The organism is Nonomuraea sp. NPDC003214, assembly GCF_053590035.1.
The window spans coordinates 522,084-544,066 of the sequence record NZ_JBSFSX010000005.1 but is presented as its reverse complement, the minus strand read 5'-3'; the positions used below and the strand labels follow the sequence as shown (position 1 = coordinate 544,066).

At 74.6% G+C, this 21,983-nt stretch carries 17 protein-coding genes; 3 read left to right on the top strand and 14 right to left on the bottom strand.

Translation table 11 applies throughout. From position 1 onward, the window contains the following. Positions 1-614: 614 nt before the first annotated feature. Together ACWDXC_RS18255 and ACWDXC_RS18250 are read right to left on the bottom strand one after the other, a co-directional pair. Positions 615-791: a hypothetical protein gene (locus tag ACWDXC_RS18255; protein WP_219514365.1), complete on the bottom strand. Its 177-nt coding sequence runs from the start codon at positions 789-791 to the stop codon at positions 615-617. Between the two features lie 14 nt (positions 792-805). Further along, positions 806-997 carry a hypothetical protein gene (locus ACWDXC_RS18250; RefSeq protein ID WP_219514363.1) on the bottom strand — a complete coding sequence of 64 codons (192 nt, stop codon included), beginning with the start codon at positions 995-997 and terminating at the stop codon, positions 806-808. A gap of 457 nt (positions 998-1,454) precedes the next feature. On the opposite strand from ACWDXC_RS18250, the gene ACWDXC_RS18245 reads away from it, so the two are divergent. Next, positions 1,455-2,165: an SEL1-like repeat protein gene (locus ACWDXC_RS18245; protein ID WP_357593611.1), complete on the top strand. Its 711-nt coding sequence runs from the start codon at positions 1,455-1,457 to the stop codon at positions 2,163-2,165. Between the two features lie 3 nt (positions 2,166-2,168). Here ACWDXC_RS18245 and ACWDXC_RS18240 read toward each other — a convergent pair whose 3' ends face one another. Continuing rightward, positions 2,169-3,719, bottom strand: coding sequence for an AMP-binding protein (locus ACWDXC_RS18240; RefSeq protein ID WP_449983066.1), 1,551 nt, complete (start codon positions 3,717-3,719; stop codon positions 2,169-2,171). Positions 3,720-4,005: 286 nt separating this feature from the next. Here ACWDXC_RS18240 and ACWDXC_RS18235 point away from each other — a divergent pair, with 286 nt between their 5' ends. Continuing rightward, complete coding sequence (locus ACWDXC_RS18235; RefSeq protein WP_449983063.1) at positions 4,006-5,691, top strand: RICIN domain-containing protein; 1,686 nt, start codon at positions 4,006-4,008, stop codon at positions 5,689-5,691. A gap of 16 nt (positions 5,692-5,707) precedes the next feature. Here ACWDXC_RS18235 and ACWDXC_RS18230 read toward each other — a convergent pair whose 3' ends face one another. The 10 genes from ACWDXC_RS18230 to ACWDXC_RS18185 form a co-directional block, all read right to left on the bottom strand. Further along, a complete protein-coding gene (locus ACWDXC_RS18230) occupies positions 5,708-6,739 on the bottom strand; it encodes a methyltransferase (protein WP_449983060.1) in 1,032 nt (343 codons plus the stop codon). A 10-nt stretch (positions 6,740-6,749) separates the two neighbouring features. Continuing rightward, positions 6,750-8,039 carry an MFS transporter gene (locus tag ACWDXC_RS18225; protein WP_449983057.1) on the bottom strand — a complete coding sequence of 430 codons (1,290 nt, stop codon included), beginning with the start codon at positions 8,037-8,039 and terminating at the stop codon, positions 6,750-6,752. Further along, positions 8,036-12,247: a non-ribosomal peptide synthetase gene (locus ACWDXC_RS18220; RefSeq protein WP_449983054.1), complete on the bottom strand. Its 4,212-nt coding sequence runs from the start codon at positions 12,245-12,247 to the stop codon at positions 8,036-8,038. The genes ACWDXC_RS18225 and ACWDXC_RS18220 overlap by 4 nt, the downstream gene beginning before the upstream one ends. Next, positions 12,244-12,912, bottom strand: a complete 669-nt coding sequence (locus ACWDXC_RS18215) for a DUF6875 domain-containing protein (protein ID WP_449983051.1) — start codon at positions 12,910-12,912, stop codon at positions 12,244-12,246. The genes ACWDXC_RS18220 and ACWDXC_RS18215 overlap by 4 nt, the downstream gene beginning before the upstream one ends. Continuing rightward, the gene (locus ACWDXC_RS18210) at positions 12,909-14,195 is read right to left on the bottom strand and encodes an FAD-dependent oxidoreductase (protein WP_449983047.1); all 1,287 of its coding nucleotides are present in this window, start codon (positions 14,193-14,195) and stop codon (positions 12,909-12,911) included. Before ACWDXC_RS18210 ends, ACWDXC_RS18215 begins: the two co-directional genes overlap by 4 nt. Before the next feature lie 5 nt (positions 14,196-14,200). Further along, on the bottom strand, positions 14,201-14,371 hold the full coding sequence (locus tag ACWDXC_RS18205) for an MbtH family protein (RefSeq protein WP_219514375.1): 171 nt from the start codon (positions 14,369-14,371) through the stop codon (positions 14,201-14,203). A gap of 5 nt (positions 14,372-14,376) precedes the next feature. After that, positions 14,377-15,807 (bottom strand): amino acid adenylation domain-containing protein, encoded by a 1,431-nt coding sequence (locus ACWDXC_RS18200; RefSeq protein ID WP_449983045.1) that lies wholly within the window; start codon positions 15,805-15,807, stop codon positions 14,377-14,379. Between the two features lie 11 nt (positions 15,808-15,818). Continuing rightward, a complete protein-coding gene (locus ACWDXC_RS18195; protein WP_449983043.1) occupies positions 15,819-16,994 on the bottom strand; it encodes a glycosyltransferase in 1,176 nt (391 codons plus the stop codon). After that, positions 16,991-17,227 (bottom strand): phosphopantetheine-binding protein, encoded by a 237-nt coding sequence (locus ACWDXC_RS18190; protein WP_364181208.1) that lies wholly within the window; start codon positions 17,225-17,227, stop codon positions 16,991-16,993. The genes ACWDXC_RS18195 and ACWDXC_RS18190 overlap by 4 nt, the downstream gene beginning before the upstream one ends. Before the next feature lie 574 nt (positions 17,228-17,801). Next, a complete protein-coding gene (locus ACWDXC_RS18185) occupies positions 17,802-18,785 on the bottom strand; it encodes an NAD-dependent epimerase/dehydratase family protein (RefSeq protein WP_449983040.1) in 984 nt (327 codons plus the stop codon). A 119-nt stretch (positions 18,786-18,904) separates the two neighbouring features. Between ACWDXC_RS18185 and ACWDXC_RS18180 the strand changes: the two genes are divergently transcribed. After that, positions 18,905-20,518: a sulfatase family protein gene (locus ACWDXC_RS18180; protein WP_449983037.1), complete on the top strand. Its 1,614-nt coding sequence runs from the start codon at positions 18,905-18,907 to the stop codon at positions 20,516-20,518. Positions 20,519-20,543: 25 nt separating this feature from the next. On the opposite strand, the gene ACWDXC_RS18175 is transcribed toward ACWDXC_RS18180, so the two are convergent. After that, positions 20,544-21,932 (bottom strand): PP2C family protein-serine/threonine phosphatase, encoded by a 1,389-nt coding sequence (locus tag ACWDXC_RS18175; RefSeq protein WP_449983035.1) that lies wholly within the window; start codon positions 21,930-21,932, stop codon positions 20,544-20,546. Between the last annotated feature and the right edge of the window lie 51 nt (positions 21,933-21,983).

Sequence of the window (21,983 nt, the reverse complement as noted above, 5' to 3'; positions counted from 1 at the left end):
GACGCGCCCCCAACCGACCCCCGGGAAGGCGGACTGCGTGGGGCGTGACCCGGTGCGCGAGCCCGGGCGCCTGCCGGCAGCAGCCCACCGGGGGCGGCATTGCGGACGCGCCCGAACCGACCCACCGGAGGCGGCATGCGGACGCGCCCCCAACCGACCCCCGGGAAGGCGGACTGCGTGGGGCGTGACCCGGTGCGCGAGCCCGGGCGCCTGCCGGCAGCAGCCCACCGGGGGCGACGCGCGGGCGCACCAGAACGGGCCAGCCCGGAGGGCAGCCTGCGCGGGCCGCGACGCCCAGAACTGCCTACCGGGAGCGGCCTGCCCGGGCGGCCTACCGGGAGCGGCCTGGCGGGGCGGCTGCCGGGGCGGCCTGCCGAGGTGCCGCGCGAGCCCAACGGCGCGGTCACCGGCACAAGCCCCCTGGCCAGGCCAGGGCGGGGCCAGGCGGCGGGCGGGGCCCGGGGGGCGAGCGGGGGCAGGCAGCGGCGGGCGGCGGCCAAGCCGGGGGCCGGGGGCCGCGGGCCGGGGGCCGGGGGCGGACGGCCAAGCCTGGGGCCGGGGCGCGCGGGGCCAGGCCGGGAGCGGGCGGGAGCCAGGCCAGGCGCGGGCCCGGGTTACGGGTCGCGTTTGTGGAGGAGTTTGGGGAGGGTGGCGAGGGTGGCGCCGCCGGCGGCGCCGGCGCTGAGGAGGGCGCCGGGCCATTCGGCGCCCGTGGCGAGGACGAGGGCGCAGGTGATGGCGGCGATCATGACGGTGAGCGTGAGCGTGAGCAGTTGGCGCGTGGTGAACATCGGTCCTCGTCTCCTCAGGTGCGGTCGTCGGCCCAGAAGTCGATGAGCTCTTCCGGGGTGAGGTCTTCGGGACGCCCGGCGGGCGGGGTGCGCCCGGTGGCGAGCACCCAGGTGGTCAGGAGGGTGACCAGGAGGTGCTCGTCCGCCGGGCAGGGGGCGTCGGCGCAGTACACGATGCTGGACGGGCGGGCCGTGAGTATCGGCATGGGCGGTGGCCTCCCGAAGAGCAGCGATGAATGCGGTAACCATGCGGCTTGACGGAGGCCGTGGGCCAGCGATCCAAACGTGCTCGGACGGAGCCGTACGAGATCGGAAATAGACGGCAGCGGACGTTAAACTCCGTAAGCATCCGACATCGTCCGGATTCATCCGGGGTTATCCGGCAGCCCGCCCGCGAATGGCGTCGAAAGTGCTGCTAGCTACCCGAATGGGCGACTGGGACCGGTGGGACAGTGATCATCCGGAGTGGCCACGGCAACCGGATGAGATGGAATCTGCGAAGTGTCATCGACGCGAGAATATTTCTGCAAATATGGCGACAATTCTTAGCCCACCACCCCAACAAGGACGATGACTGACACTCCCCGGGCAGGATCTCACTCCGCCTTCATAGCCGCGCTCATAGAGCTCCGGGAATCGGCCGGCCAGCCGAGCTATTCAGAGATGCACCGATTGTCGCGCGCGCCGGACGTTCCCAAGGAACTGCCCGCGAGCACGGTCAGCGACATCCTCACCGGCAAGCGGGAACGCCTGCCGGACTGGAAGCTGGTCGCCTCGTTCGTGATGGTCTGTCACCGTCATGCCGAGCAGACGGGCCTGCCCCGCGACGCCCTCGGCACCGTGGAGCAGTGGCAGACCCGGTGGCGCGCCGCCAGGAGCGAGCAGCCGCCGCGCACCCCGTACGTCCCCGGCACGCCGGCGCCCGGTGCGCACGTCACCGGCACGTACGACCACTATCGGACCCCCGCGGACGAGGCCGAGCGGCGGACGACCAGGACGGTCGCGCGGCTGGTGCGGCGGGCGGGCGACGGTGACGCCGAGTCCGCCTACCGGCTGGCGATCATCCACGTGCTGACCGGCGACCTGGCGGCGGCCCGCTACTGGCTCCACGCCGCGCGCGGGCGGCATCATCCCGACGCCGAGGCGTTCGCCGCCGATCCGCGCCCGGTCGAGTTCGCGGCGCGGCTGTCGTTCGCCTACGGCCAGGCGTACGAGCAGGAGGGCCGGGCCAAGCACGACATCGCCAGGTTCTACTACGGGCTCGCGGCCCGGCACGGCCATCGGCCGGCCGCGCAGCGGCTGCGGGTGATGCGCGCCCTTCCGTTCGGCAAGCTGCTGCCCGCGCCCGTCGGGGGTGAGGTACGGCCGGGGTGAGCGTCAGATCCGGCGGGCGCCGTCCTGCCAGTAGGGGTCGCGCAGCAGCCGCTTGTACAGCTTGCCGGTGGGAGTGCGCGGCAGTTCGGGGACGAAGTCGAACGACCGGGGCACCTTGTACCCGGCCAGCGAGGCGCGGCAGTGGGCCGTCAGCTCGGCGGGCAGGCCGCCGCCCGGCTCGACGCCGTCCGCGAGCTCGACGGCGGCCTTGACCTGTTCGCCGAACTCCTCGTCCGGCACCCCGAACACCGCGACGTCCCGGACGGCCGGGTGGGTGATGAGCACGCTCTCGATCTCGGCCGGGTAGATGTTCACACCCCCGCTGATGATCATGTCGATCGCGCGGTCGCACAGGAACAGGTAGCCGTCCTCGTCGAAGTAGCCGATGTCGCCGGTGGTGAACAGCCCGCCGGCCCGGTGGATGGACGCGGTCTTGTCCGGGTCGCCCCAGTATTCGACGTCGTCGCCGTTGGCGTAGCGGAACCAGATCTGGCCCTGCTCCCCCGGCTTGGCGGGCGTGCCGTCGTCGAGCAGGATGTGGATCTCGGTCGCCGCCTGCGGCCGGCCGACGCTGCCGGGCTTGGCCAGCCACTCCTCGGCGGTGATGACGGTGTTGACGCCCGCCTCGGTCGAGCCGTAGTACTCGTGGACGACCGGGCCGAGCCACTCGATGATCTGCCGCTTGACCTGCGGCGGGCAGGGCGCGGCGCCGTGCCAGACCGAGGTGAGGCTCGCCCCGGAGAACGCCTGCCGGGTGGCGGCGTCCACGCGCAGCAGGCGGACGAACTGGGTGGGCACCAGGTGCACGTTGGTGATCCCGTACTCGTCGATGAGCCGCAGCGTCTCGGCGGGGTCGAACGCGCGCCGCATGACCACCGGGCAGCCGCCCATGAGCGCCATGAACGAGAACATCCACTGGGCGGAGTGGTAGGCGGGCCCGGCCAGCAGCGTCCGCCCGCCGTCGGGCACGGTGAAGGTCTGGCCGAAGCGGTCGGCGGCCAGGGCGAGGGCCTCGACGGGCAGGCCGGTGATGGACTGCTTGCGGCTGACGCCCTTGGGCCTGCCGGTGGTGCCGGAGGTGTAGAACATGGGGCTGCCCATGACCTGCGGTTCCGGTTCGCCGGGCGGGGCCGCGGCGATGAAGTCCTCGTACGGGACGAAGCCCTCGATTCCCTCGCCGAACGCCACGCGTACCGGCAGGTCGAGCCCCTGGACGGCCTCGGCGGCCTGGGCGGCGAAGGCGGGGTCGGAGAGCAGCGCCCGCGCGCCCGCGTCACGCAGGACGTAGGCGAGCTCCTGGGCGGTCCAGTGCCAGTTGACCAGGACGTAGCGCAGGCCGATGTGGCTGGCGGCGGCCATGACCTCGAAGTACTCGCGCCGGTTGGCGGCGTGGAGGGCGAGCACGTCGCCGGAGGCGAGGCCCGCGCCGAGGAGCGCGCCGGCCAGCCGGTCGACCCGCTCGTCCAGCTCGTGCCACGTGGTGACGCCGTCCTCGTCGGCCAGCGCGAGGTCGCCCGGCCTGGTCTCGGCGAAGCGGCGCAGCAGTCGGGCCATCGCTGATCTCCACTCTCGACTCAATAATAGAACTGGATTCTAGATATTGGTTCCTCGATTAGATCACGCGCCCGGCCGGCTGTGAAGCCCGCCCCCGTCCAGCCATGCAAGCAGTCCACGCTTCTTGCAAGCGGTTGTTGCAGAAATCTAAGACGAGACCAGGCAAAACGCCTGGCCGCGTTTGCAGTTTTACTCAGGCGTATTGACGACGCCCCGGCACCTAGCCACTGTGAGTGCAACCGGTTGGTGCCCCGGTGCCCCCCGTACCCCCCGAACGGAGCTGGACGTGCGCAAGCAAGAACATCTCGGCAGGCGGCTGGCGATCGTGCTGTCCGCCGGACTCCTCACCACCGGCGGGCTGGTCGCCGCGCTCAACGCGCCGGCCTCGGCCGCGCCGAGCAGCGGCGACTACACGCTGGTCAACGCCGGGAGCGGCCTGTGCGCCGCCGTGCCCGGCGCGGCCACGGCCGACGGCACGCAACTCGTGCAGAACCCCTGTGGAGCCGGCGCGGGGCAGGTCTTCACCCTCACCGCCTCCGGCGGCGACTACGAGATCAGGGCCGCGCACAGCGGCAGGTGCCTGGGCGTCCGGGACGCCTCCACCAGCGCGGGCAAGCCCGTCCAGCAGGAGACCTGCACCGGCGCGGCCTCACAGACGTGGCGGCTGACCGCCTCCGGGTCCGCCTACCGGATCGTCAACGCCAACGGCGGCAAGTGCGTCAACGTCAAGGACGACTCCACCGCCGCGGGCGCCCTCCTACAGCAGAACTCCTGCGACTCCAAGCCCACCAAGCAGTGGACGCTGCGGCCCACGGGCGGCACCCCGACGACCAGCTCCACCCCCACCGTCACCCCCACGCCGACGATCACGCCGACCGTCACCCCGCCGCCGACCGGCGACACGCTGTACGTGGCCCCGAACGGCAGGGACGGCGCCGCCGGCACCCAGGCCGACCCGACGACGCTCACCTCCGCGATCACCAGGGTCGCCGCCGGGGGCACGATCTACCTGCGCGGCGGCACGTACGCCTTCTCGCAGACCGTCACCATCGCGCCCGGCAACGACGGCACCTCGGGCGCCCGCAAGAAGCTGGCCGCCTACCCGGGCGAGACGCCGGTCCTGAACTTCTCCGGCCAGAGCGAGGACCCGGCCAACCGGGGGCTGGCCGTCAACGGGTCCTACTGGCACGTCCACGGCATCGTCGTCGAGCGGGCCGGCGACAACGGCATCTTCGTCGGCGGCAGCCACAACGTCATCGAGCGGACGGTGACCCGCTACAACCGCGACACCGGGCTGCAGCTCTCCCGGACCCTCTCCACCACGCCGCGCGATCAGTGGCCGTCGGACAACCTCATCCTGAGCGCGCTGTCGCACGACAACGCCGACTCCGACGGCGAGGACGCCGACGGGTTCGCCGCCAAGCTCACCGTCGGCTCCGGCAACGTCTTCCGTTACGCGGTGGCCCGCAACAACATCGACGACGGCTGGGACCTCTACACCAAGTCGGAGACCGGCCCGATCGGCGCGGTGACGATCGAGGACTCGCTGTCCTACGGCAACGGCACGCTGAGCAACGGCGGCCAGGCCGGCAACGGCGACCGCAACGGCTACAAGCTCGGCGGCGAGGACATCCCGGTCAACCACGTCATCCGGCGCAGCATCGCCTACGACAACGGCAAGCACGGCTTCACCTACAACCGCAACCCCGGCACGATGACGATGACGGGCAACGTCAGCATCGACAACGCCGAGCGCAACTTCTCCTTCGACGCGGGCTCCACGGTGTTCCGCGACAACACCTCCTGCCGCTCCGGCGACGGCGCCAACGACAAGACGGTGGGGTCGGCCGACGGCTCCAACCAGTTCTGGACCGGCTCGAACGGCTCCCGGTGCTCCTCCTACGACGGCGCGCTGAGCTGGTCGTTCGCCTCGGACGGGCGGCTCGTCGTGACGTTCGGCGGCACCCCGTAGGCTCCCCGCCAGGCCCTCACCCCGCGTGCCGGGGTGAGGGCCTTTCGGCTGTCACGAGCGCGTGCGACGGCGAGCGGGCGAGCTCGCGCCACGGCCCGGCCACGCACCCGGCCGCCTCCAGCCAGCCGCTGATCGTGCCGGTCGCGTGCAGCGCGCCGCCCTGCGTGTGCCACAGGTTGAGCGCGAACCCCGCGCCGAAGGCCAGGTCGGCGGCGGTGCCGCGCGGCTCGGGCACGCTCTCCAGGACGACCAGCAGGCCGCCCGGCCGCAGCGTGGCCGCCGCCCTGGCGACCAGCGCGGCGGCGTCGGGCGCGGCGAACCCGTGCAGCACGTTGAAGAGCACGGTCACGTCCTGCCCGCCCGGCAGCCCCGCGGTGAGCAGGTCGCCCTCCTGCCAGGTCAGCGGCCCGTCGGAGCGCCCGGTGACGGCGGCGTCGACGATCGTGGCGGACATCCCCGGGTACGCGCCGCAGAACGCGCGCGCGTACTCCCCGTGGCCTCCTCCCAGGTCGAGCAGGCTCCTGCTGCCCTCGGGCAGCGGCGTCAGCGAGACGACCTCCTCCGCCAGCCACCCGGCCAGCCCGCGTTGCAGGTCGTGGAAGGCGGCCGACAGGTCGGGCCGGGCGGCGAGCCAGGGGTAGAAGCCGCCCGCCGGGACGCCGGAGCGGACGGAGTCGGCCAGCCCGCCCCACTGCTCCTCGACGATCGCCTGCCACAGGTCCAGGATGCGCCCGTAGTCGGTGCCGGAGCCGGAGCAGAGCCAGGCGGTGGTCGCGGGCGTGTTGGCGTGCCGGCCGTCGTGGCGTTCCACGTACCCGGTGGCGTGCAGCAGGCCGAGCAGCGGCTCCAGCCCGGCGGGGGCGACGCCGGCCGAGGCGGCGAGCTCGCCGGTGGTCAGCGGACCGGCGGCGAGCGCGTCGAAGAGGCCCAGCGAGCGCGCGGCCCCGACGGCGTGGCAGGCCATGAGGCCGATCAGGTCCAGCATCGGCGCCGGGGCGTCGCCGCCGCGGAAGGCGGCGACCTCTCCGGGCGTCAGTTCTACGGGCATGGCGTTCCTCTCAGGCGACGGGGACGGGGACCGGGCGCCGGTCCAGGCGGCGCAGCGCGGGCAGCGCGGCCAGGACGGCGGCCATGACGAGCAGGAGCAGCCCGTCGAGCAGCAGGACGAGGGCGATCCCGCGCCCCTCCCCCACGCCGACGAGCAGGCCCGCGCTGCCGGCCAGCGCCCCGCCGGGCAGCAGCGCCGGGTTCAGCAGGTGCTCGGCGACGGGCGCGGCCAGCAGGTAGCCGACCGGGACGGCGGCCGAGCCGAGCGTGTGCACGGTGCCCATGGCACGGCCGAGCACGGCCGGCTCGATCCGGCTCTGCAGCACCGCGTGCGCGCAGCCGTTCACCACGGGCAGCGTGAACAGGAACCCGGCGGCGGCGGCCCCCACCAGCAGCGGCGACGGGGACGGCGCGTGCAGCACGAGGAAGACGCCGCCGAGCGCCATGAACGCGGTCATCCCGCCGATCTTCCGGCGCGGCCCGCCCCAGGCGCCCATGACGAGCCCGCCGGCGAGCATGCCCGCGCCGCCGGCGAACATCAGCACGCCCAGCACGCCGGGCCCGGCGAACGACAGGATGAGCGGCTGCACCAGCACCCCGGCGACCGCGAAGGCGAAGTTGAAGCCGGTCAGCGCCGCCACCAGCGACGGCAGCCCGGCGCGGGCCCGCAGGTGGCGCAGCCCCGCGCCGAGGTCCCGCAGCACGGCGGGCCGCGCGGCGGCGGCGTTGGGCCGCAGCACCTCGGCGGGCAGCCGGATCAGCACCAGGGCCGACATGGCCACGCCGAACGTGACCAGGTCCAGCACCACCACCCCGCCCATCCCGGCGACGGCCAGCAGCGTAGCCCCGAGCACGGGCGCGGCGATCTGGATGCCGCTGGACAGGTGCATGAGCCCGTTGGCGCGGCCCAGGTGCCGCTCTGGGATCAGCAGCGGCGTCATGGCCTGGTAGGCGGTCAGGTGGAAGACGCCGCACGCGCCGCTGATCGCCGCGGCCAGCGCCACGTGCCACACGGCCAGCGCCTGCGCCCAGATCAGCGCGCCGACGGCGGCCGTCGACAGGGCCGCCAGGCAGTCGGTGACGATCATCACCAGCCGCCGGTCGAACCGGTCGACGACCACCCCCGCGAACGGGCCGGCGAGGATGCCCGGCAGCATGCCGCTGAGCACGACCAGCGCGAACTCCGTCGGCGACCCGGTGCTCTGGTACACCCAGACGCCGAGCACGAACGTGGTGAGGCTGGACCCGACGGACGACAGCAGCGACGCCGTCCAGAGGAGCGCGAACCTGAGGACGTTCATCCGCGCACCGCCCCGGCCAGGCGCCCGGCGTAGCGGCGGACGAGCGTCTCGTCGGCGGGCGGGCAGACGATCCCGGCCCGGCCCAGAGCGCGCTCGGTGCGGCGGCAGTCGAACAGCGGCCGCCGGAACTGCGGGTCGGCCGCGTCCAGCACCGGCGCGAACGGCGCCATCGGGCTGTCCGCGCCCAGCCCGGCGGCCCGCGCCCGCCAGGTGTCCCACGGCACGCAGCGGGCGCCGAGCGCGTCGGCGATGCGCCGGTAGGAGATCGTCGCGCCGTTGAAGTAGTGGAAGTCCCCGGCCGTCGCCGGGTCGGCGATCAGGTGGGCGATGCCCGCCGCGACGTGGTCCACGGGCGACAGGTCCTCCTCGACGGGCAGGTCCGGCACCAGGCCGAGACGGACGCAGGTGGCCAGCAGGCGGCTGAAGTAGTCGGCCGCGTTGCCCCGGCCGGTCACGCTGTGCCCGCCGACCCGGGCCGGCCGGTGCACCACCGCCGTCAGGCCCGCGTCCCTGGCCCGGCGCACCAGCCGGTCGGCCACCCACTTGCTCTGGTCGTAGCCGGTCTCCAGCCCGGCCGGGTCGTCCGGCGCGCTCGCCTCGGTCACCACCCGGTCCCGGTGGGCCAGGCCCAGGAAGACGCCGAGGGTGGAGACGAAGTGCAGCCGGGCGCCGCCGAGCCCGGCCAGGCGCAGCGCCTCGACCGTGCCGCCGACGTTGACCGGGCGCATGCGGGGGAAGCTCTCGTAGAAGTTCACCTGGCCGCCGTTGTGGCAGATCACCCCGACCTGCCCGGCCAGCTCGGCGAACCGGTCCCGGTCCAGGCCGAACCCGGGCGCGCCCAGGTCGCCCGGCAGGCCGCGCACCCGGCCGGGCGGGGCGTCCAGGCCGTGGGCGCGCAGGTTGTCCAGCACCCGCCGCCGGGCCCGGTCCTCGTCGGCCGCCCTGACCAGGCAGACGATCTCGGCGTCGGTACGGGCCAGCAGCTCGGCCAGGAGGTGCGCGCCGAGGAACCCGGTCGCGCCGGTCATCAGGATCGCCCCGCCACGCTGCACCGGGGAGGCGGGCTCGACCGTGAAGCCGGGCGGCAGGGTGGCCTGCGCCTCCAGATCAGGGCGCTCCTGGTCGGCACTTGCCTGGCCGGCGGCGCCCCGGTCGACGGTGGCGGCGAGGTCGGCCAGGTCGGCGGTCTCCAGCACCGCGCGCAGCGGCACGTCGGCGCCGAGCGCCCGCCTGATCTCCGCGACCACCCGGCCGGCCAGCAGCGAGTGGCCGCCCGCCTCGAAGAAGTTGTCCGACCTGCGCACGTCGGCCACGCCGAGGACCCGCCGCCACACCTCGGCCAGCGCCGACTCGGTGGCGGTCGCGGGCGGCTCGCCCGCCGGTCCCGGCGGCGGCAGCACCGCCCGGTCCACCTTCCCGTGCGTCGTCCGGGGGATGGTCCCGACCAGGACGAGCGCGGCCGGCACCAGGTAGCCGGGCAGCCGTTCGCGCAGGTAGGCCCGCAGCGCGCCCGGCGTCAGATCCGGCGCGCCGGTCGCCGCGTAGGCGACGAGCCGGTCACCGTCGACGAGCACGGCGCTGTCGGTGACGGCCGGATGGGCGGTGACGGCGTGCTCGACCTCGGCGGGCTCGATCCGGTGGCCGCGGATCTTCACCTGGCGGTCGCGCCGGCCCAGGAACTCGATCGCGCCGCCCGGCCGCACCCGGGCCAGGTCGCCCGTCCGGTACAGGCGCGCCCCGGCGGGGCTGTCCGGGTCGGGCACGAAGGCCGCCGCGGTCAGCGCGGGCGCGCCCGCGTAGCCGTCGGCCAGGCCGGCCCCGCCCAGGTGCAGCTCGCCGGCGCCGCCGACCGGCACCGGCCGGCCGGCCGCGTCGAGCACGCGGGCGCGCACGTGCGGCAGCGGCGTGCCGATCGGCACCCGGGCCGCGTCGCCGAGCTCGTCCGCGCCGCCGATCCGGTGCACGGTGGCGCACACCGTGGCCTCGGTGGGCCCGTAGTGGTTGAACAGCGCGCACCGGCCGCCGGTCAGCCGCTGCCAGGCGCGTACGTCCTCGGCGGGGACCTCCTCGCCGCCGACCATCATGATCTCGACGGGCCAGCCGTCGGGGACGCCGGTCCCGGCCAGGTCGGCGACCCAGCGCCGCCACAGCGCGACGGGCGCGTCCACGGCGGTGACGCCGCGCTCGGCGCAGAACCGGACGAGCTCCGCGCCGTCGAGCCGGGCGGGCTCGGGGTGGATCACCAGGGTGCCGCCGGACGTGAGCACCGGGAACAGGTCGCCGACGGAGGCGTCGAACGTGAGCGGCGGCAGCATGAGCACCCGCTGCCCGGGCCCGAACCCGTGCGCGTCCACGAACGAGCGGGTGAACGCGGCGACGGCCCGGTGCGGCACCACCACGCCCTTGGGCGCCCCGGTCGACCCCGACGTGAAGATCACGTACGCGGGGTCCCCGGGCCGCGGGCTCCTGCCTCCGCCGCCCCCGGGCGGGTCGGCGGCGTGCGGCACGAGCTTGGCGCCGGGGAAGGCGGCCAGCTCGGCCAGCCGGGCGGGCGGGGCGATCAGCGCCGCCGCGCCCGCCTGCCGGAGCAGGAGGTCCGCGCGGGCGGGCGGGTGGCCGGGGTCGAGCGGCAGGTACGCGGCCCCGGCGAGCAGGACGCCGATGACGGCGGCGATGCCGTCCGGCCCCGCCGGGAGCGACACGCCGACCACCTCGCGCCCGCCGGCGGGCGCGAGGTGCGGCTCCAGCCGGGCGGCCACCCCCAGCGCGCGGGACGCCAGCTCGCCGTACGTCAGCCGCTCCCCCTCGGCCACGACGGCGACCCGGTCCGGGTCCCGCCCGGCCTGCCGCAGCACGAGCCCGGCCACGCTCTCCCACTCGCCCGGAGGCGGCGCGGAAGGCTCGGCGGGGACCGGGCCGGAGTCGAACGGGATGCGGCTCACCGGCAGGTCCGGGTCGCCGGCCAGGGCCTCGACGGCCGTGGTCAGGTGCCCCGCCAGCGCGGCCACCGTCGCGGCGTCGAACAGGTCGGCCGCGTAGTCCAGGTACAGCTCGACCTCGTCGCCCACGGTGACGAACAGGGTGAGGTCGAAGCGGGCCTCCGGGGCGGGCAGCTCCCAGTGCCCCACCGTCAGCTCGCCCGCCGTCACCGGGCCGCCGTCCAGGTGCTCCATGACCAGCATGACCTGGAAGAGCGGGTTGTGGCTGAGGTCGCGGCGGCCTCCGGTGAGCTCCACGACCTCGTCGAACGGCGTGCCGCCGTGCGCGAGCGCCTCGGCGACGGTACGCCGGCCGCGCCGCAGCAGGTCCGCCACCGTCGGGTCGCCGCCGAGGTCCAGCCGGAGCGCGACGGTGTTGGCGAACATGCCGACCGTCTGCCCGAACCGCCGGTCGGTGCGGCCGTCCAAGGGGCAGCCGACCACCACGTCGTCCTGCCCGGCGCACCGGCCCAGCGTGACGCCGAGCGCAGCCAGCACCATCGCGAACACCGTCGTCCTGGTGCGGCGCGCGCTCTCCAGCAGGGCGGTGCGCAGATGGGCGGGCAGGACCCAGCGGTGCTGCGCGCCGCGCCCGCTCGGCACGGCGGGCCGGGGCCGGTCGGTGGGCAGGGCGAGCAGGGTGGGCGCCCCGGCCAGCCGGGCACGCCAGTAGTCGCGGTCCGCCTCGGCCCGCGCGCCGCCGGTCCGGCCGAGCCGGTCGACGTACTCGGAGAACGGGACGGCGGGCGTGCCGGGCTCGAACGTCCCGGCGAGCAGGCCGTACAGCTCGGAGAGGAGGATGCGCAGCGCGCGGCCGTCGCAGATCGCGTGGTGCAGGACGAGCACGAGCACGTGGTCGTCCGGGGCGAGCCGGACGAGCAGGGCGCGCATGAGCGGGGGGCGGCCCAGGTCGAACGGCCGGGCCACGAACGCGGCGCAGGCCGTGCGCGCCTCGTCCTCGCAGGTCACCTCCACGAGCTCCGGCTCGACCCGGGCCTCGGCGCGCACGATCCGGACGGGACGCCCGTCGCCGCCGTCGGCCAGGCCGGTGCGGACGGCCTCGTGCCGGGCGACCAGCCGGTTCAGCGCCTCGCCGAGCCGGGCGGGGTCGAGCGGGCCGCGTAACCGGTGCCCGCCCCAGACGTGGTAGCCGGACGGGTGACCGGAGGAGTCCGCCTGGTGCAGGAACCACAGCCGTTCCTGCGCGGGCGTCGCCGGGAGGCCCGTCATGCCCGGCCCGCCAGGTCGCGCAGGTGGCCGGGCACCTGCTCGCCGAACAGGTCGCGGTAGGCGGCCAGATGCGTCTCGTCGGAGATGAGGAAGGGCAGGTCGGTGGGCACCATGTGCCGGATCACCAGCATCGGGACCGGGCTGCGCAGCGGGCGGAAGTCCTGGTTCCACAGTCCCGCCTTGTCCGGCGGCCCGTCGTGGAACTCGCCGATCATCAGGCCGTGGCCCACGTAGGCGTCCTTGAGCTCGCGCTGCGCGGCGTCGATCACCTCGCGCGCGTCGCGCATGCCCGGCAGCAGCACGAGGACGGTCGTCGACTGCGCGGCGGGCCCGCCCCGGGGCGCGAGGTCCAGGAACCAGTCGCGGTAGGGCGCGAGCAGGGCGCTCAGCGACGCGACGGTGTGGCCGCCGCCCGGCTGGACGGCCAGCAGGAAGGCGTTGCGGTCCAGCGACGCCTGCGCGTACGGGCACACCGGGCCGCGCCGGCCCAGCTCCGGGTGCGGCCGGGTCAGGTAGGCGCGCGCCCACGCGACGACGGCGCGCAGGTCGGCGCCGTGCTCGGCGGCCAGCGGGTGCGGCGCGGGGTTCTGCTCCGCGTCGGAAGGGTCGAACAGGTCGGCGGGGTCGAACAGGACGAGCGTGTCGTCCTGGGGGTGCCTGATCATCGGGTGGTCCTCCCGGTACGCCGCGCGGCGAGCAGGCCGGCGGCGGCGAGACCCGCCCCGGCCGCGGCCAGCGCGGCGGCCAGCCGGTCCTGGCGGCGGGCGCGTCGCAGCGCCTCGCCGTAGGGCACGGTGGTGTGCGAGACGAGCGTGTACAGCGGCACCCAGGTGCCGGGGAAGGTCTTGTGCAGCAGCAGGTCCAGGCGCTTCCTGGCCAGGGCGAGCGGTGAGCGCATGCCGTCGCGCAGCTCCAGGAAGTTGCGTTCCGACAGCTCGGCCAGCACGTCGGTGTGCGGCTTGCGGGCGCGCTCGTAGGCGGCGAAGGCGGCCTCCCGGTCGCCCGGATGGCGGGCCAGCATGCGGTCGAGGACGAGACAGTCCTCGAACGAGGCGTTCATGCCCTGGCCGTAGAAGGGGTAGACGGCGTGGGCGGCGTCGCCGACGAGCACCGTCGTGTCGCGGTGCCGCCACGGCGCGGTGCGCACGGTCGTGAGGTGGCTCATCGGCGCGGCCGACGCCTGCTCGTCGAGGTCGGGAACGAGCGTCGCCAGGTGCGGGAAGGCCGCGGACACCGGGTCCGGCGGCTCGTCACGCGGCAGGAAGAGCGTGCAGGTCAGGCTGTTGTCCAGGTTGGGGTGGGCGACGCCGAGGCCGCGCTCGCCCGGCCAGATGTGCAGCGCCTCCAGCGGCACGGCCGGCTCGCCGCCGGGCGTGGCGCGGATCGTGACCTCCTTGTAGCCCCACTCCAGGTACTCGCGGCTGAACCCGGCCGGCAGGCCGCGCTGCATGGCGGTCCTGACGATCGAGGACGCGCCGTCCGCGCCGACGACGAAGCCGGCCCGCAGCGTCGTGCCGTCCTCCAGGGTGACGGCGGCGGCGTCCCGGTCGACGGACACGCACCGGGTCTCGAAGCGCAGCCGCACGCCCGGCTGCTTCTCGGCGTGCTCGACCAGCAGCCGTACCAGGGTGTCGCGCCGGATCGAGTGCAGGATCTGCGACGGGTCGCCCCCGTAGGGGTAGAACGCCGGCCGGCCGCCAGCGTGCACCATGCGGCCGCGCATGGGCACCGACAGCCGCCGGGCCTCCTGCCACAGGCCGACCTCGCGCAGCGCCGCGATGGCCCGCGCCGACATGCCCAGGTTGATCGACCGCCCGCCGTCGTGGGCGGCCGAGCGCGGGTCGGGGCGGCGTTCGACCAGGTCGACCCGGTGCCCGCCGCGGGCGAGCAGGATCGCCAGCAGCGGCCCCGCCAGTCCCGCCCCGACGATGATCGCGTGGGGTGCCATGACCGTCACCCCTCGCCGCGCGCGCTCAGCGGACGCATGTCGGTCCACACGGTCTCGATGTGCGCCAGGCACTCCTCCTTGGTGCCGGCGAACCCGGTCGCCCGCCAGCCGGGAGGCGGCTCTCGGTCCGCCGTCCAGACGGAGTACTGCTCCTCGTGGTTGACGACCACGACCATGTCGCTCACAGCTTCTCCTCGAGCGCGCGCCGATCGATCTTTCCGTTGGGGGTCAGGGGCAGCGAGTCCAGGCGGATCACCCGGCTCGGCACCATGTACGCGGGCAGCGTCGCGGCCAGCCGGGTGCGCAGCGCGGGGCAGTCGCCGACCACGAACGCCACCAGGGCGTCGCCGGACACGGCCGCGACGGCCTGCCGCACGCCGGGCAGCTCGTCCATCGCGGCCTCCACCTCGCCGAGCTCGACCCGGTAGCCGCGTACCTTCACCTGGGTGTCGGACCGGTGCAGGAACTCCAGGCCGCTCTCCGTCCGCCGCACGACGTCGCCGGTCAGGTAGAGCCTGCCGCCGGGTTCGCCGTACGGGTCGGGCACGAAGCGTTCGGCGGTCAGGGCGGGCCTGCCGAGGTAGCCGCTCGCCACGCCGGCCCCGCCGATGGCCAGTTCGCCCTCGGCCACCCGGTCCAGCCGGTCGTCCACGACGTGGACCGTGGCTCCGGGCAGCGGGGTGCCGAGCGAGACCGTGTCGGGCTCCCACGGCACCTCCCACGCGGTGGCCCAGACGGACGCCTCCGTCGGCCCGTACATGTTGATCAGCCGGCCGACGCGTGGGCGCAGGTCCTTGGCCAGGGCCGGGGGCAGCGCCTCGCCGCCCGCGAGCGCGGTCAGCCTGGGGGCGCGGAACCCGGCGTACAGCAGGACGCGCCAGCCCGACGGGGTGGCCTGCATGTGGGTGACGCCCTCGCGTTCGATCAGGGCGGCGAGCCGTCTGCCGAGGATCGCGGCCTTCGGGTCGAGGAGGACCAGCCGGCCGCCGGTGACGAGCGGCAGGTACAGCTCGGGGACCGACATGTCGAACGTGAGCGCGGCGGCCGACAGCCAGACGTGCTCGGGCGCCGAGCCGACCAGGTCGCGCATGCCGGCGAGCAGCGCGGCCAGCCCGCCGTGCGGCACCACCACGCCCTTGGGACGGCCGGTCGACCCGGAGGTGTAGATCACGTACGCGGGAGCCGCCGGGCCGGGCCGCGCCTCGGGGACGGCGGCCGTGGCGGGGACGTCCTGGTCCAGCCGGACGGCGGGCAGCGTGGTCATGGCGGGTTCGCCGGTGGTCACGAGGAGCCGCGCGCCGGAGTCGGCGAGGACGAGCTCGGTGCGGGCCGCCGGGTGCTCCGGGTCGAGCGGCAGGTAGGCGGCGCCGGTCCGCAGGACGGCGAGCATGGCCGTCACGCAGGCCGCCGACTTCGGGGCGCGGATGCCGACGAGGACGCCGGGACCGGCCCCGGCGGCGGCCAGCCGGGCGGCGAGCCGGTTCACGGCGGCGTCCAGCGCGGCGTAGGTCAGGCGCTCGTCGCCGTCGGCGAGCGCGATGCGGTCCGGGGTGCGCGCCGCTTGGCGCGCGACTAATTGAACAACGTTTGGGAGCGCTCCCAATTCAGGCATGCGTCAACTCCTCAGCTTTCCAGCAGCTCTTCCACGGCCTGTGCGGCGGCCCGCAGCCCCGGCTGGGCGGACTGCTCGTACGGGGCCACCCGGGCGGCGTAACCGTCGTCGGCCAGCGCCGCGCGCAGCAGTGGAACGATCTCGCCCGTGGTCCACCGCCGCTCGGGCAGCCAGGACCCGAGCCCCAGCCTGGCCAGGCGCATGCCGTTGTCGGAACGGTCGAAACCGTGCGCCAGCAGCACCTGCGGCACCCCGGCCGCCACCGCCCTGACGACGGTGCCGATGCCGCCGTGGTGCAGCACCGCCCTGGCACGTGCCATCACCCGGTGGAAGGGCAGGTGCGGGAACCACGCGACACCCTCGGGCAGCCGGTCGGGCACCAGGTCGCGATGCCGCGCCACCACCAGGGCCGGCACCCCCGCCTCGGCGCACGCCGCCACGGCGGCCGGGTAGAACCGCTCGTGGATCATGCGTCCCGTCCCGCCCGTCACGATCACCGCACCCCGCTCCAGCAGGCGCTCCGCCTCCGTCGGCACGGGGTCGGCGAACGTGTCGTCGCCGTAGGGCGCCCCGGTCAGCCGCGCCCGCGCGGGCGCCGCGATCCCGGCCCGGTCGAACCAGTCCGGCCACAGCCCCAGATGCAGCCCGGCCGAGGTGAACCAGGCGCCCCAGTCGCCGACCGGGCCCAGCCCCAGCGTGGCCCGTACGGTGTCGAGCCGGTCGGCCATCGTCTCCCGGTACATGTGCACGGCGGGCCGCTCGGACATGTACTGCACCGGCGTCACCGCCACCCACGCGACCGGCACGCCCAGCGCCTCACCGGCGAACAGCGTGGAGACCGCCGTCGTGTGCCGCCCCACGAACACCGTCTCCCCCGGCACGTGCCTGGCCTTGAGCACCTCGCACTCGTACGCGATCTGGTCGAACAGCCCGATCGCGTCGTAGAAGCGCCGCCACCGGTCCATCCCGGCGCCCAGCAGCATCGGCGTGTCCGCCAGGTAGCGCTCGTAGTCACGCTCGGTGTCGATGGCCGTGAACTCCAGCCCGGCCCGCCGGGCCACCGCCTCGAACGGCGCATGAGTGAGAAGCTCCACCCGGTGCCCGCGCTCGCGCAGCACCCGCCCCAGGCCCACGAACGGCAGCACGTCGCCGTGCGTGCCGTGGGTGACCAGGACGACGCCGGTCAAGAGTGCTCCCCGATGGCCCGCGCCGCCTCGGCGACCGTCAGCCCCTCGACGAAGAGCACCTCCACCGGCAGCTCGACCCGGAACTCGCTCTCCACCATCGCCAGGAACTGGACCATCGCCAGCGACTGGCCGCCCAGCTCGAAGAAGTCCTGGTCAGCGGAGGTGACCTCGACCCCGAGGATCTCCGACCACAGCCGCATGACCTCCGTTTCGAGCACGCCGGACATCGCCATATCAATTCTCCTCGTTGCGCGGAATGGACGCCCGTCACCAAGCGAGAGAAGGACCTTGCGCCTCCTGTGGCGCTCATCGCCTGCGAAGGGGTTTCGACGACCTGGGCGCCTGACCGATCAGGGCCCCGTCCAAGATCATGGGATCGCTCCCAAAACGAAACGCTAGGGTCGCCTCAGCGGGCGAGTCAACCTTTTCACCCCCAATTGCGCCACTGTCAGGACGGGGGTTGGGAGCGCTCCCACACCCTTACGGGCACGAACCGGTCATCCGGGCCGATCCCTTTCCGCCCTCCCCCACGCCCGCCCGGAAGCGCGTGCCGCCGAGAGGCGCGCGCCCGCGTACAGGGCGCGCGTTCAGAGCGCGAGCGCGCCGCCCCACCGGGGTTCCCTCCCGTACGCGCGCGCCCTCCCTTCCGTACGCGCACCCTCCCCGGGGCCTCCCTTCCGTACGCGCACCCTCCCCGGGGCCTCCCTTCCGTACGCGCGCCCTCCCCGGGGCCTCCCTTCCGTACGCGCGCCCTCCCCACGGGGGCGTCCCTCCCGTACGGAATGGCCCCCTGGCCGGGAGAGCAGGTCAGGGGGTGGCGGCGGCCAGGGCGGCGTCGTCGGCCGCGGCTTCCTCCGGGGTCCAGGGGTTCGGGGACGGGTGGGCGAGGTGCCAGCGGACGGACTCGGCGACGCGCGTGGCGGGGTCGGCGGCGGACCAGCCGAGCAGGGCGGCGGCCCGGTGGGAGGAGACGAGGGCGTGCTGGGCCGGGGCGCCGGCGAGTGCCAGGGCGGGCGGCAGGGCGTGGTCGGGGACGCGGACGAGCTCGGCGGAGGAGCCGGCCGCGTCGAGGATCTGCCGGAACCAGCCGCCGAAGGTGAGCGTGCGCGATTCGCCGATGGTGAGGGCCTGCCCGTCGGCGGCCCGGCTGTCGAGGGCGGCGAGGACGGCGGAGGCGAGGTCGTCGACGTGCAGCCGGGTCCAGAGGAGGTTGGCGGCGCCGACGGGGATGCGGTCGCGGCCGGCGCGGACGCGGCGCAGGATGACGTCCTCGCGGCGTTGCGCGTCGTGCGGCCCGTAGATCATGGGCAGGCGGAGGACGACGGCGCCGCGCGGCAGCCAGCGTTCCTCGACGTCGAGCTTGTCGTAGTCGTCGGGGACGCCGGGCAGCCCGGCGCCTCGGTAGGGGTAGCGTTCGCGGCGCAGCTCGGAGTCCTCGTCGATGGGCATCGCGGCGAGCTCGCGGCCGGTGTTGAGCCCGGTGAACGCCTGGTAAACGTCGACGCTGGACAGCACCACGGCGGGCACGTCGGGCAGGACGGGCAGCACGGCGTCCACGTCGGCGGCGGTCAGCGCGTAAGAGTCGACGATCGCCTCGGGGGCGAAGTCGCGCACGGCGCCGGCGTGGCGGGCCAGGTCGTGCCGGTCGGTGAGCAGGTGGGCGACGCCGGGCAGGTCGGGCAGCGGGGTGTTGCCGCGGTGGACGGCCAGGACGTCGTCGCCGCGCGCGGACAGCCGTTCGGTGATCCGCCTGCCGGTGAACCTGGTGCCGCCGAGGATCAGGACTCTCATGCGTCCCAGCCTGCCACGGTTCCCAGAAACCCCTGAGAGGCTTTCTGGTGCGAGGACGTCAAATGCGTGATTAGTGTGCTTACACCCCGAATGCACCGACAGTAAAGAGCCCCCTGATCATGCGAATCCCCAGCAAACGCCTCGCCGCGGCGGCCGCCGCCGTCGCGCTGGCGCTCTCCGGCACAGCGCCGGCGAGCGCCCAAGAGACCGCCGCCCAAGGGAGTGCACAAGCGGAGCGGCCCAAGCAGCCGAACATCGTGTTCTTCCTCGTCGACGACATGTCGGCCGACCTGCTGAACTACATGGACACGGTCAAGAGCCTCGCCACGGACGGCACGACGTTCAGCAACTACTACGTGTCCAACTCGCTGTGCTGCCCGTCGCGCGCCTCGACGTTCACCGGCGAGTTCCCGCACAACACCGGCGTGCAGACGAACCAGGGCGCCGACCGGGGCGGCCACGCGGCGTTCGCCAAGCACGAGGGCCGCACGTACGCGACCGAGCTGCGCAGGGCGGGCTACCGCACCGGCTACCTGGGCAAGTACATCAACGAGTACCCGGCCGAAGCCGGCTACCAGGTGCCGCCGGGCTGGGCCGAGTGGCACGTGTCCGCGGGCGGCGGCTACAACGAGTTCCGCTACCGGCTCACCGGCTACATCGAGGAGGAGACCCCGGGGCGCAAGCCGATCGCCTCCGGCGGCGACTACCTGGTGGACGTGCTGGGCCGGCGCGCGGTCAAGTTCCTGGAGCGCTCGCGCGAGCACGCGCCGGGCAAGCCGTTCTTCCTCCAGGTCGCGCCGTTCTCCCCGCACTCCAGGGTCAACGTCAAGCCGGGCCAGAAGGAGCCCCGCTTCCCGCCCGCGTACCGGGACCGGCCGAAGAAGCAGTGGCCGGCCGGGCAGTTCCCGAACGGCGACTGCGGCGGCGTCGACTGCGACACCGTGGACGTCACCTCGCTGCCCGCCTTCGACGAGGACACCTCCGACAAGCCGGCCTGGGTGCGCCGGCAGCCCATCGGCCCCGAGCTCACCAAGGAGCTGCGCACGGACTTCCGTGACCGCGTCCGCATGGTGCAGGCGGTCGACGACATGGTGGAACGCGTCCTGTCGGCGCTCACGCCCGCCGAGCGGCGCAACACCTACGTGGTGTTCACCTCCGACAACGGCTTCCACCTGGGCCAGCACCGGCTGGTGCGCGGCAAGTCCACGGCCTACGACCATGACGTACGGGTGCCGCTGCTGGTCAAGCGCCCGGCCGCCGGGCGGCACGGCGACCTGGTCACCGGCGCGATCGCGCAGAACGTGGACCTGTTCGCGACCTTCCTCGACATCGCCGGGGTGGACCCGGCGCGGCGTGACAGCCGTGACGGCCGCAGCCTCCTGCCGCTCATCTCCGGGCACCGGCCGAAGGAGTGGCGCGACGCCGCCCTGATCGAGCACGTCAGGCCGGACCCGGCCGCGGAGGGCAGGCCCGACCCGGACGCCGACGACCTCAAGCGCGGCAACGGCGGGCCGCCCGACTACGCCGCCGTGCGAACGGCCGACGAGCTGTACGTCGAGTACCGGGGCGTGGCCGAGCCCGAGTACTACAACACCGCCACCGACCCCCACCAGGAGCACAACGACCCCGGCAACGCGCGCACCGCCGGCCTGGCCGAGGCGCTCGACCGGCTGGCGGACTGCGGCCGCCCGGGGAAGACCGACTGCTGGACGGCGGCGCGTACCGGCTCCTGAGCACCCGCGCGCAGGCGCTGCGGGCTCAGGCGCCGCCGCAGAGCGTGGCCGGTTCGGCGAGGCGGAGGGCGAGCAGGGCGACGTCGTCGGTGAAGTCGCCGGTGAAGTCGCCGGTGAACTCGCCGTCCCGGTGGCCCAGCAGCCCTTCGCACATCTCGTCGACCGGCAGGTGGCGCAGCTCGGTGGCGGCCCTGGCCAGGCTGTCCATGCCCTCGTCCAGCCCGTGCCCCGGGTTCTCGATGAGCCCGTCCGTGTAGAGGACGAGGGTGGACCCGGCGGGGATGACGTGCTCGTGGTCCGGGCGGGGCAGCTCGGCGGTGACGCCGAGCGGATGGCCGCCGTCGGCGCGCAGGTAGCGGGCCGGTCCGGCGGCCGGGACCAGCAGCGGAGGCGGGTGCCCGGCGCTGCTCCAGCGCAGCCGCCACTCGCTGTCGCCGTGCTCCTCCAGGCGGCCCAGCAGGACGGTGGCCATCGGGCCGCCGTGCAGGCCGTGCAGCACCTCGTCCAGGCGTTGCAGGATGCGGGAGGGCGGCTCGCACTGCTCGTAGGCGAGCACCCGCAGCATGTTGCTGATCCGGCTCATCACGGTGGCCGAGCGCATGTCGTGGCCCATCACGTCACCGACGATCAGGCAGGGCACGCCGTCGGGCAGCACGAGCGCGTCGTACCAGTCGCCGCCGATCTGCGGGACCGTCTTGGAGGGACGGTAGCGGGCGCACGCCTGCATGCCGGGCAGCTCGGGCAGCCGTGGGAGCAGGCTGCGCTGGAACTCCTCGGTGCTGCGCCGGATCCGCGCGTACAGGCGGGCGTTCTCGATGGCGACGCCCGCCGCGCTGGCCAGCGCCGCGATGACCCGCTCGTCGTCGCCGGTGAACGGCGCCCCGGACCGCTTGTCGGCGAAGTACATGTTGCCGTACGCGGTGCCGCGCACCAGGATCGGCGTCCCGAGCAGCGTCCGCATCACCGGATGCCCCTCGGGGAACTCGCGGAACTTGGGATGGGCCGTCACGTCGTCCACGCGCAGCGGGCGCGGATGGCTGATGAGCTCCTCCAGCAGGCCGTGCGTGGTCGGCAGCCGGCCGATGGCCTCGCGCACCTCGTCGGAGACGCCGCTGGTGAACAGGTCGCTGAACTCGCCCTCCTCGTTCAGCACCCCGAGGGCGCCGTAGCGGGCGTCGACCAGGTCGGCCGAGACCTCGACGATGGTGCGCAGCGCCGCGTCGAGCTCCAGCTCGGAGCTGATCGCCAGGACCGCCGCGAGCAGGCGCGCGAACCGCTCGTTCAGCTCCCCGACCTGCCCGAGCCCGGCCCGCCCGAGACCGGCCCGCCCGAGCCCGGCCTGCCCGTGGCCCGCATCCGGCCGCCGCCGCCCGTGGTCGCCCTCGGACGCGCCGTCGCCGCGCTGTTCGCCCACCTCACCCCCCGAGATGCCCCCAGCCTGCTCATGCCCCGCCGCGGTCCGCGC

Coding starts and splice junctions, on each gene's coding strand:
- ACWDXC_RS18255 (WP_219514365.1), bottom strand. CDS start 791: ATGTTCACCACGCGCCAACTGCTCACGCTCACGCTCACCGTCATGATC.
- ACWDXC_RS18215 (WP_449983051.1), bottom strand. CDS start 12,912: ATGATCAGGCACCCCCAGGACGACACGCTCGTCCTGTTCGACCCCGCC.
- ACWDXC_RS18240 (WP_449983066.1), bottom strand. CDS start 3,719: ATGGCCCGACTGCTGCGCCGCTTCGCCGAGACCAGGCCGGGCGACCTC.
- ACWDXC_RS18220 (WP_449983054.1), bottom strand. CDS start 12,247: ATGACGGGCCTCCCGGCGACGCCCGCGCAGGAACGGCTGTGGTTCCTG.
- ACWDXC_RS18230 (WP_449983060.1), bottom strand. CDS start 6,739: ATGCCCGTAGAACTGACGCCCGGAGAGGTCGCCGCCTTCCGCGGCGGC.
- ACWDXC_RS18210 (WP_449983047.1), bottom strand. CDS start 14,195: ATGGCACCCCACGCGATCATCGTCGGGGCGGGACTGGCGGGGCCGCTG.
- ACWDXC_RS18245 (WP_357593611.1), top strand. CDS start 1,455: ATGCACCGATTGTCGCGCGCGCCGGACGTTCCCAAGGAACTGCCCGCG.
- ACWDXC_RS18200 (WP_449983045.1), bottom strand. CDS start 15,807: ATGCCTGAATTGGGAGCGCTCCCAAACGTTGTTCAATTAGTCGCGCGC.
- ACWDXC_RS18250 (WP_219514363.1), bottom strand. CDS start 997: ATGCCGATACTCACGGCCCGCCCGTCCAGCATCGTGTACTGCGCCGAC.
- ACWDXC_RS18205 (WP_219514375.1), bottom strand. CDS start 14,371: ATGGTCGTGGTCGTCAACCACGAGGAGCAGTACTCCGTCTGGACGGCG.
- ACWDXC_RS18225 (WP_449983057.1), bottom strand. CDS start 8,039: ATGAACGTCCTCAGGTTCGCGCTCCTCTGGACGGCGTCGCTGCTGTCG.
- ACWDXC_RS18190 (WP_364181208.1), bottom strand. CDS start 17,227: ATGGCGATGTCCGGCGTGCTCGAAACGGAGGTCATGCGGCTGTGGTCG.
- ACWDXC_RS18180 (WP_449983037.1), top strand. CDS start 18,905: ATGCGAATCCCCAGCAAACGCCTCGCCGCGGCGGCCGCCGCCGTCGCG.
- ACWDXC_RS18185 (WP_449983040.1), bottom strand. CDS start 18,785: ATGAGAGTCCTGATCCTCGGCGGCACCAGGTTCACCGGCAGGCGGATC.